At 52.6% G+C, this 9,815-nt stretch carries 11 protein-coding genes and 3 pseudogenes; 5 read left to right on the top strand and 9 right to left on the bottom strand.

Features of this window, described 5'->3' with window-relative positions:
• The 4 genes and pseudogenes from MYY08_RS14950 to MYY08_RS14935 form a co-directional block, all read left to right on the top strand.
• A pseudogene (locus MYY08_RS14950) lies at positions 1 to 947 on the top strand (filamentous hemagglutinin N-terminal domain-containing protein); the annotation flags it as partial.
• Complete coding sequence (locus MYY08_RS14945; protein WP_038626507.1) at positions 934 to 1,191, top strand: hypothetical protein; 258 nt, start codon at positions 934 to 936, stop codon at positions 1,189 to 1,191. The pseudogene MYY08_RS14950 and the gene MYY08_RS14945, both read left to right, overlap by 14 nt.
• 34 nt (positions 1,192 to 1,225) lie before the next feature.
• Positions 1,226 to 1,585: pseudogene (locus tag MYY08_RS14940) on the top strand (hypothetical protein); the annotation flags it as partial.
• A gap of 116 nt (positions 1,586 to 1,701) precedes the next feature.
• Positions 1,702 to 2,487 carry a DUF3750 domain-containing protein gene (locus tag MYY08_RS14935; protein ID WP_084970826.1) on the top strand — a complete coding sequence of 262 codons (786 nt, stop codon included), beginning with the start codon at positions 1,702 to 1,704 and terminating at the stop codon, positions 2,485 to 2,487.
• Between the two features lie 81 nt (positions 2,488 to 2,568).
• Here the strand turns inward: MYY08_RS14935 and MYY08_RS14930 are convergent, their stop codons facing one another.
• From MYY08_RS14930 to MYY08_RS14895, 8 genes are all read right to left on the bottom strand, one after another.
• Complete coding sequence (locus MYY08_RS14930; protein ID WP_038626504.1) at positions 2,569 to 2,814, bottom strand: YmjA family protein; 246 nt, start codon at positions 2,812 to 2,814, stop codon at positions 2,569 to 2,571.
• A 148-nt stretch (positions 2,815 to 2,962) separates the two neighbouring features.
• Positions 2,963 to 3,502, bottom strand: coding sequence for a DUF2058 domain-containing protein (locus MYY08_RS14925; RefSeq protein ID WP_038626503.1), 540 nt, complete (start codon positions 3,500 to 3,502; stop codon positions 2,963 to 2,965).
• Between the two features lie 208 nt (positions 3,503 to 3,710).
• Positions 3,711 to 4,187, bottom strand: a complete 477-nt coding sequence (locus tag MYY08_RS14920) for a cold-shock protein (protein WP_038626502.1) — start codon at positions 4,185 to 4,187, stop codon at positions 3,711 to 3,713.
• A 279-nt stretch (positions 4,188 to 4,466) separates the two neighbouring features.
• Entirely contained in the window at positions 4,467 to 5,204 is a 738-nt protein-coding gene (locus MYY08_RS14915; RefSeq protein ID WP_288014750.1) for an anti-sigma factor family protein, read from the bottom strand.
• A complete protein-coding gene (locus MYY08_RS14910; RefSeq protein ID WP_174705314.1) occupies positions 5,201 to 5,710 on the bottom strand; it encodes a sigma-70 family RNA polymerase sigma factor in 510 nt (169 codons plus the stop codon). The genes MYY08_RS14915 and MYY08_RS14910 overlap by 4 nt, the downstream gene beginning before the upstream one ends.
• 9 nt (positions 5,711 to 5,719) lie before the next feature.
• On the bottom strand, positions 5,720 to 6,259 hold the full coding sequence (locus MYY08_RS14905; protein ID WP_038626497.1) for a cytochrome b: 540 nt from the start codon (positions 6,257 to 6,259) through the stop codon (positions 5,720 to 5,722).
• Positions 6,256 to 7,314 carry a catalase family peroxidase gene (locus tag MYY08_RS14900; RefSeq protein ID WP_288014748.1) on the bottom strand — a complete coding sequence of 353 codons (1,059 nt, stop codon included), beginning with the start codon at positions 7,312 to 7,314 and terminating at the stop codon, positions 6,256 to 6,258. The genes MYY08_RS14905 and MYY08_RS14900 overlap by 4 nt, the downstream gene beginning before the upstream one ends.
• A 183-nt stretch (positions 7,315 to 7,497) precedes the next feature.
• Positions 7,498 to 8,265: an AraC family transcriptional regulator gene (locus MYY08_RS14895; RefSeq protein ID WP_084970555.1), complete on the bottom strand. Its 768-nt coding sequence runs from the start codon at positions 8,263 to 8,265 to the stop codon at positions 7,498 to 7,500.
• A 107-nt stretch (positions 8,266 to 8,372) separates the two neighbouring features.
• Between MYY08_RS14895 and MYY08_RS14890 the strand changes: the two genes are divergently transcribed.
• Entirely contained in the window at positions 8,373 to 9,161 is a 789-nt protein-coding gene (locus MYY08_RS14890; RefSeq protein WP_038626482.1) for a sulfite exporter TauE/SafE family protein, read from the top strand.
• Between the two features lie 126 nt (positions 9,162 to 9,287).
• On the opposite strand, the pseudogene MYY08_RS14885 reads toward MYY08_RS14890, so the two are convergent.
• Positions 9,288 to 9,793, bottom strand: a pseudogene (locus tag MYY08_RS14885) (integrase arm-type DNA-binding domain-containing protein).
• Between the last annotated feature and the right edge of the window lie 22 nt (positions 9,794 to 9,815).

Here is a 9,815-nt window from a genome sequence, read left to right as displayed (position 1 = left end):
GTTGGTGGCTTTGTAGGAATGGTTATGTGGGTTGCAAGGTTATTAAAAGTAAAAGGTTTTTAACATTTGTAAAAGCTCCCCGACCCCTGAGTCAGGGAGCTTACTTTATAGTGGAGAATAACTTTCTTGGAGCAACATCCTCAGACAAACTCGATAAGGCCGTTGAGAAAATTAAGAATGGTGACAAGTCATTAGCTGCTGCGAATGAGCTGATTACGCTGGAAAATGCCGATAAGCGCAGCGATGCCCTGGTGTCTAAATTTACTAAAGACCCTTCACAAATGAGCAGCACGGAACGCGCTGAACTGGCGGGATATCAGCGGGTTTATGCGGCTGAAATGGAGAAGGAATACGGTTCCGCCGTCTCGCAGGAGCTGGTTAAGGGACTGCTGTCAGGCCAGGACTATATAAAACATAATCCTGACTCTGAGGCAATGGCGAAGGCGCAGAGCATCATGAACACCTGGGGCTACCATAAATCGAATGCCAGTATTGGGGATGCACCGCTGATATTTGGCGGAAGTGTGCTGGGTCTTACCGTGAAAGAAATGACGACGAATGCGGCAATCGGTGTGGAAGTTAATACTGGTGTTCAGCTTGCCGGAAAAGATCCGTTCAGCTATGTGGATGCGATTATGGCGGGGGTAACAGCGGCAGCAACGACAGGAAAAGGGATCATAGCTTCAACTCCTGTCAATATGGGCGGGGCGGCAATCGGAAGCGGATTTAAGGGAGAAGAACCACTTAACTCTATGGCTGGTGCGGCTGCGGGTACTGTCGTTGGTGGCTTAGGCGGTGAAATAATAAAAGGAGTCGGCTCAAAGCTTGGAAAAGATGCAGCGTCTGATTTAACAGGTACGGTTCTTGGAGGCTACATCGGCGAGAAAACAGGGAGTGCTGTTAAAGATGAACTCGATAAGAAGGATAAAACCGATGCTAAAAAATAATCTTTTTAGTTTGGTCAAACTGATATTGAGTTGCCTGATTTTATTACTCATTGGCGATGTTGTAGCTGAACTACTTGCATCAGTGATTATTTATTTTAAAAAGGGTTTTTTCCCCTTTAATTGGGGTGATGTTTTTGCCTCTTTCTTTGAATCTGGATATGTTGGTGGCCTTATTTTGGGTATCGGGATTTGGATAAAAATCTGGTTAAAGGAGAGAAAAAGCCGGAAAACTCCACCTGAATGAAAGTTCTATCCCAACCCCTGCTGCGGGTCTTGTTGTTGAGAATAACCTTCTGGGCGGCAATGAATGGACGCAGGGAGAAAAAGCCAGGGAGCATGGTAAGGATGTGCTGTCATGTGCAAACAATCCTTCAGGAGAAGCCTGCCAGCGAGGCCTGGCGGAAAACAAAGCCTATGCGGGAGCGCTGGCTACAGGAGGCGTGGCGTTATTGCCCGGTGCCGCGCAGGCGATGTGGGAGTTGGGCACAGGGGTAAACGCAGGTGCTCAGTATGCTGAAGATGGCAAGGTGAATCCGGTTAACTCTATTGTTGCTGGCTGGATAAACGTTGCCAGCATGGGGAATGGCTTATGGGGAACAGTGGGCTGGAATGCAGCCGGTGGCGCGCTAAAAAAAGCACGATAAAGAGAACAGCTTAAACCCATGCCAAATAAAGCCGGTGTTGATGCGCAAAAAAACGGCAGTACAATAGCCGGACATGAGGATGCGTTTTCCTCTCCTGACCGCAGGCTGCCATGATCTCCATAAAAACCTTTTGTCTGAGCTTTCTTTGCATCATTTTGCTTTCGCTTGTCGCCAGCCTTGCCCAGGCCATGCATCAGCGGGATTCGCGCCAGCTGGAGGGCTGGTGGTCTGCCCGACGTGATTCCGCCGGAATAGCGCCCAACGCCCGGCAAAATGCCGGACTGGCGATTGTCCAGGTCTATGCCGCGCCTACATGGGGCTGGAAAGGCGTGGTGGCAGTCCATCCGTGGATCATTTTTAAACGCGCCGGTGAAACGGAATATAATCGCTACGAGGTGATCAGCTGGGGCGCGGGAATAAAAGTGCGTCGCAATCGCAACGCGCCGGATGGTTACTGGTATGGCGCAAAACCTCGCCTGCTGGTGGATCATCGTGGCCCAGAGGCTGAAGCGATGATTCCGCAGATTGAAGCGGCCATCGCCTCTTACCCGTGGCCGGATACCTACCGCGCCTGGCCCGGACCTAACAGCAACACCTTTATCGCACATATCGGGCGCGAAGTACCCGCTCTGAAACTGGATCTGCCAGCCAATGCGGTAGGCAAAGATTTTCGCTCGCTGCTTAATCCCGTTGGCCTGCCGCCGTCGGGGCGTGGATTGCAGGTTTCGGTGCTGGGCGTCGCCGGCATCACGCTGGGGGCAGAGGAGGGGTTCGAGGTCAACGTGCTGGGGCTCAATCTGGGGCTGGATTTTTCGCCGCTGCGTTTACGACTGCCGTTTATCGGCGGGCTGGGACGCGATAATTTGCAGAAGAAAGATCCGGTCAGCCCGGAGTGATAGTGAAGTTTAACCGGCTCGATAAAAGAAAAATCCACGCGCCTGCGTGGATTTTACAGCGATGGCGTGTTTATAAGATTTCTACTCATTGCCCCATTGGTTGAGGAACTCAGCGATCTCATCGATACGTCGCGCGTCAATGCCGGCTTCGCTGGCCATCTCCTGCTGCGCGTCCTCACCAATCTCTTCGTTATTCATTAAGCGGGTAATCAGTAGCTGGAAATAGCGCGCCAGGGGCTCGCGTTCTGATTCACCCACTGCTTTTGCGGATTCGGTCGAGTACTCATCCACGATATCATAATATTTCAGTGGTACTTCATTGTTCATAAGGCGTCTCCTGGGGTATGCCTGTATCAGGTGAGGGCTGCTGCATCTGTCTGGCCGTTGCCAACCCTTCTTCCATGAACGGGCGCAACATATCGTCTCAGTGAAAGCCTGAAGACCCTTTCACCGATACGTATCGCAAAAGCGTTCATTACCACATTAAATCATCGGGCACTTTAAAATCAGCGTAAGGATCTTCCTCATCCTGCGCTTCCTGGCTCAGTGCGCTATTTAAAACAATACTGTTAGCATCGCGCTGCGCGATTTTGTCGGCTACGCTTGCGGGAATAATAGCGTATGTACTCTCATCGCTGTTATCAGCGGCCAAACGAGCAATGGCGAGACGTCCGCTAATCAACTGAGCCTGTGTCGCCTTATCCACCATCATTTCCTTAATTAACTTCCCATCGGTGAAGTTAAAGCGAATCGTCCCTTTTACAATCTCGATCTTGTTCATTTCAATGAGCTGCTTCACCTGAGCTTTATACGCTTTAGACAAGGCAGCCTGTTTTTGCTGTTCGTTTAGCTGCTTATCTCGCTCAAGCTGCGCTTTTTTGTTTTCTTCTACAGCCGCTCTTGCCTCACGTGCCTGAACGCGTGATTTTTTCGCCGTTCTTTGCACTTTTTCCATTTTCTTGCTGGTTACTAATCCAGCCTTGAGCATCTGTTCCTGTAGGGTGAGTTTTGTCATCTTCGTTTCTACACCAGTTAAATAATTGTGGAATGATACCTGTTATTTTTGTAACCGTATCAGGTTGCAGAGCCTGAGCGCCGTGCGGCTTGCATGTGCTGCCGAAAGGGGGAAAGCGCCCTCTGGCGAGGCTTAACGCGGTCTGTAAGCGATGCCGAAACCCTGCTTATGAGCGATGCAGAATTTCGGCAGGATCGGGCCGGGTGATTCAGACCTTGAGCAGCTTTACCGTGCTCTCTATATCGATCTCATCTTCCGAGAAGATTAAGGTCGTGCCCTGAAAGGTGGTGATCGCCAGTTTTTTCACCGAGCGCATTTCACCGGGCTTCTCAGCGCTTTTCGGCCTGATATTGTTCATCAGTATGCCCACCGACAGTATCGGCTTTTCTTTATCGATGCCGCTCGCGACAGGCTCCTCTTCGCTGTAAACCACGTAAGATTTAATTGAGGTAAGCTTAAGGCGTTCGCCCGCGATATAGATGTATTTGCTTTCCGGGATGACTTTCACAGCATACGCTGATAAACCCTTATTGTTGGTTGTCGGTTCAAAAGTCACCGCCGCATCTTTCTTAATCAGTTCCGGGTTGGCGACCTTAATCACATGAAAATAACGGTTATCGCCGTTTTCATCTTTGATAAATCCAAAACCTTTATCCTGAAACCAGGTTGTGATCGTTCCTTTCATCGCCGTTACCGCCTACTTAATCGTTTATTAACTGAGATTTTGCAGCGCGCAGTGTAAAACACAACGCCGGTGCAGACTACGCCTTTGGTTTAAGTCTGGCTGATAAATTTTGTTCCGGCGAGCGGCGCTGCTGTTCGTCAGACTGAATAGCCTGTGCGCTTATTTGGCGCCGTGCTTTTATGAAAGGGTGAGGGCATAAAATGAAAAATCCACGCAGGCGCGTGGATTAGCTGTTGCTTGATTCCATGCCGGGCATTACCGCAGCGCATTCCTGCTGAACTAAGTCAGGTTCTGAGAGAGCGCCTTACGTACATTACTCGCTTCAGGTGCATCAAGCGGTGTGACCATGGCATAGTTATAATGTTCGTCGCTCCAGTATTGCGCCATAACATTTTCTGCTTTACGCTCCCCTTGCGATATTTTATTCTGGCTAAGCGGCCGGATATACCAGGCGACACGGATGCCGCGTGGATCCTGATACATCACCACGGCGGCTGGCCCCTGCGCCGTCGCCATCAGGCGAGCGCCGAGCGGTTTAAAGCCATAGCGTTCAAGGTTGGGCGGCAGCGCGCCGCGAATAAAATAGCGCGTCACCCAGCCTGCCAGCTCTGCATGCTGACTGGCGCTCACGTCGAGCGGAAGCGTTGTCTCATCGCCAAACAGTTTATAGGCCTGAACGGCATCTTCCATTGGCAGAGGCGCTGACATTTGCGCATCTTTAAGTTGCCATCCGGTCATTCCGCCGACGCTGAGGGAGAGAACAAACAGACAGGCCAGCGCCACCTTTCTTTGCCGCTGCTCTCGCACGCGGCGATGAAAATAATGGGGTTCGACACTATTCATGTGCAACGGCTGCCGGTTTATTGCATGACGTAGATGCTGCGTTTCATGACGCAACGCGGCCATTTGTGCGGCAACCTGGGGATTTTCCGCCAGGTAGCGCTCTACCTGCTGCGCCGTCGCCTCATCAAGCTCGCCATCCATCCAGGCGTGCAGTTGCTGTTCGTCGGGGGTCATTTTAGCCTCCTCAGTGACATCGGACTCACTTTGCCTTCCGATTTCTCGTGTAACAATTTACGCGCCCGGGAAAGACGAGACATGACGGTTCCCAGCGGGATATTCAGTGCCATAGCGGCCTCTTTATAGGTGAGCTCTTCCACGCTCACCAGCAACAAAACAGCGCGATAGTCGGTCGGCAGCGTAGCAAACAGCGCCAGCGTATCGTCGGCTATTGCCATCGCTTCGACAGAGGGGCCCGGTAGATCTTCGCCGGTGAAAAAAGCCAGAATCGCGTGGTAGCGTTTTCGTCTGCGTTCCCCGTCAATAAACTGCCGGTAAAGCACAGAAAACAACCAAGCGCGCAAACTCTGGTCACGGGTATTTTGCGCCCTGTGGGTCAGGGCTTTCATCAGACAGCTCTGCACCAGGTCGTCGGCGCTGTGCGGATTACGGGTCAGCCACAGTGCAAATCGCTGCAAATGCGGCATCATCTCCCGGATTTCATCATCAGTCAGATTTGACACAGCCGCCTCTCAAGGTTTGCGCTGTCCGGTCATACTCTCAAACACACCGTCACGCAGTATTAGCGCATGCAGTAATGCCGCCGCCAGATGTCCCATGATGGTCACAAACAGCAGCAGAGCGACGAGAGAATGCAGCGGACGTAACAGAGCATAGACATCATTATTAACCGGTAACAGTGGCGGTAAAACAATTCCAGCACCGATGGTGATCGGATAGCCTGCCGCCGACAGCATCGCCCAGCCAATCAGCGGCTGAGCCAGCATCAGCGCATACAGTATCCAGTGTGAGAGATGCGCCAGCCCGCGCTGCCAGCCGGGAATCGAGCGGGGCAAGGGGGGCGTTGCGGTAAAGAAGCGTAACCATAAACGCACTAACACCAGCAGCAATATCATCAGCCCGAGTGGTTTATGCAGAGAGACCAGCAACGCATGCAGTGACGACACAGTGGAAACCATCGCAACGCCAATAAACAGCATAGCCAGTATGGCGGTAGCCATTAGCCAGTGCAGCACGCGCAGCGCGGGATGAAAATGCGTAACCTGTTTCATAATGAGTGCCCTGACTGTTCAGACTGCTCGCGGGTGCGAAGATTGTAAGATTTGGCATAGGCAGCCGATCGCGCATTAAGGAGCGGATCGCTGGAAGCGGCTATGCCATCCGGCAGAATCAACGGATCGTAATTAATGTCATTACAGGCTCCCTGCTGTTGCGGCATGGCGCGAGTGACTGTCAGCGTTCCGGCATTAATCGTCTGCCGATCGGCGGGCCAGACTTTGGAGGCGTCGTTCTCTGGATCGCCCGCTCCGGCTACCGTGATAATCAAATCCCATCTAAGCGGCGCGCTGGCGAGGCGTTGCTGCAAATCTTCCTGCAAAAACTGTTTATCCGTTCGCTGCGCCGCGGTTATCGGCTGACGCGGCATTCGCGGCACCATGCTCCAGCGGACCAGATGTTTATTATTCGCTTTATCGACAAAGAAGAAGGCGTTAAGGCTATTAAACTGGTCACTTCCCCAACTGGAAGAGGGAACATAATGCTTTAACCAGCTCAGGAAGGGGACAATTTCTGGATGCTTATCAATAAGGTTTTTTATATTTTCTGGCCTGGGTTTTCCGGTTGCGGGATCGGGTCGTGAAGCGACCTGCTGGTCGTAAAATCCCTGCACCGTCGCTACCGGAAAAAACGGAATGGCATTCATCCCGGTACGCCATTGTTCTCCATCTGCTAACTGGAACAGTAGCGCCATACTGCGAACAGGAACGGCATAATCGGGCGCATCTGCATTACCGCCGGCAATCGCCAGTCGTCCTGTCACCGGGGTCGTCATCCCCTGAGCGAAAAGCGCTGCGTGGGAAATCGCGCTGGCGTTGCCACTGGAAATAAAATTGCCCACCACACATACCCCTTTGGCATGGTTACGACGGTAGCCAGGATGTTTTCCGCCGGATTGCTCCAGCGTGACAATCAGCTTATCGGCGGAGAGACGTTGCGGGGTCAGCCATCCTCCTGCCCATAAAATCAGGAAGGTGAGTGACAGCGGAACGGCGGCAATCAGTGAAAGGCGCGTCAGTTTCTGCCTGAGTAAAAGAGAAGAATGCGGCATGTTAAAGGCTCATCTGTGTGCTAAGAATGCATAAGACGAACCACAGGAAGAGTTATTCCCGTCGCCAGATAATTTTTTTGCGCTATTTTGCGCGGGCTGCGTTTTAGTGCTGAGGTGTCTGTTAAACCCGTGACGATTCAAAACTTACAGGCTGACCCTGTGGCAGCAGGTAAACTACACCTGTTAAGTCGGGTGATAAAACGAAGGTGGCTGGCCCGTAACCCGACGGAACATTGTCGCGAAGGAGGAGCCATTTTCATAACCGAGCGACAACGCGACTTCATTCACCGGTGTGCCCGTTAGCAGCAATGACAGCGCGCTGACCACACAAGCTCGCTGACGCCAGGCGGAAAACGACATGCCGGTTTGCTGCCGGAAATGGCGACGAAATGTGCTGCCACTCATAAACAGCGCGCTGGCCCAGCGCTCGGCCTGATCGTGGATGGCTGGCGCGAGTAAAAAAGCCTGACACAGCGCCAGCAGCGCGGGCTGCTGCGGCAAAGGAATATCGAACGCGCGCACCGGCATTGCCGCCAGTTCAAGCAGCATCAAATCTGTCAGCGCCCGATCGCGTACACTGTCATAGCGCGGCGGCAAATCCACCGCCTCCAGCAGTAGCTGCCGCAACAGCGGCGATACGCCAATCACTTCACAGCGGCTGATGTTACGCAATCTGGCCGCGCATGCGGGTTCGATATACAGGCTACGCGTAGTGACGCCCACAAACTTTACGGCATGCAGGGTTTTGGGGGGGATCCATACCGCATGCTGGGGCGGCACCACCCATTTCCCGTCACGGGTTGAGACGTGCATCAGGCCGGTTGCGCCATACAGAAGCTGCGCGCGGCGGTGCTGGTGTTGCGGCAGGATAAATCCCTGCGCATAGTCGTTGCCGAGCGCCACAACCTCCCGATCCAGCCGATCGAAATCGTCAATTTTTCCGTTTCGCACTTCCGCCTCCATCTGACCAGTTTGCAAGGGTAATTGAGCGCTGCGCAAATGGGAAGCGGGGCGCTGGCGCGATAAGCTACTGCCTCATTTTCAAACGGGACACTTCTTTGAACGATCTGATGATTATTGCACTGGCCGGTTTTACTACCGGCATAACAACGGTACTTTTTGGTTTCGGCGGCGGCTTTGTGGTGGTGCCCTTTGTTTACCAGTTGCTGGTGCGGCAGCCGCAGCTGGCAGGCAGTGCGATGCATATTGCCGTCGCCACCTCGACTGCGGTGATGATTTTTAACGCGGGCTGGGTCAGCTACCAAAACTGGCGTGCGGGCAGGCTTTCTTCATCCATCTTGTTCCCGCTGCTGTGGTTTATCGCCATGGGCGCGGTGGCCGGTTCGTGGCTGGCGGGAATATTGAGCGAAGCGCTGGTTCGCGCGCTTTTTATCCTTTATATGCTGGCGACGATTGGGGACTGTCTGTTGCGCAAAGGTTTCTTCAGCGGCAGTGCGCCGCGTCGCTTAACACTTTTAACGGTCACCGTTGGCGGTATGCTAATCGGCATGATTGCTGCACTGCTGGGCGTGGGCGGCAGCGTAATGACGGTGCCACTGTTACGACGACACGGCCATGCGATGCGCGCGTGTATTAGCGCGGCCAACCCGCTTTCCCTGCCGGTGGCGCTGTGCGGTGCGGTGACCTATGCGATAAGCGGCTGGCACAAAATTCCGGCAGGCGGCTTTGTGGGATTTATCAGCCTGAAAATCCTGGGCTTGCTCCTGGTTACCGGCTGGGCGGGTATAGTTTTCAGCCGCAGGACGATCCCCGCCGTCCCCGATGTCTGGCATGCGCGAATCTACGTGATGCTGCTGTGCATAGTACTAATGGCAATGTTGCTTTAAACAAACCCTGTGTTGCGAGTTCGGTTGCTATTACAGCAGCAATATCTGCATGAAGAGTTGCTTCTGGCACAAAGCGGACCTTGAGGAATGAGTTCTATGCTCTTGGCTCACTAAATGCAATAAGTTCTAACTGAATTCTGCTGCCCATTTGTCCAACATATCAGCCCAGTCCTGCATCATCACTTTACGTTCATCAAGATAGGTTGCATGGTTGTATGTGCGACGAACATTGTTGGTATCAGCGTGCGCAAGTTGGGCCTCAATAGCATCAGGCCGATAGCCCATCTCGTTTAAACGGGTACTTCCTGTGGTTCGGGTTGCATGCGGGCTATAATGGCGATCAGCTCAAAGGTGTTAGAAGCGTCATTGACCTTGCGGATCTTATCTAGCTAACGAGCCCTTGCCGGGCTAACTCCATCCGCGACTTGCTTACGAGCTTGCTCACATTTCTACGAGCTTTACTGCTGGATACTCACCCAATGCAAACATGCTTGATTTGCCATTGAGCTTGAATCGGTAATGCCTCGCCTTTTTGCCGTTGGGTTTGACTTCAAGGTATAACCCATTGAAATCGTTGAGGCGGTAGAGCTTTTCTTTGGTTTTGCTGTACGGCATTGAGTATCTGTGAGCATAACGATTCCTTGTATATTTATT

It is taken from the genome of Mixta sp. (assembly GCF_024610815.1).
Taxonomy (GTDB): Bacteria; Pseudomonadota; Gammaproteobacteria; order Enterobacterales; family Enterobacteriaceae; genus Mixta; species Mixta calida.
The sequence above is the reverse complement of the archived record's forward strand: the minus strand, read 5'-3'. Positions and strand labels throughout refer to the sequence as shown.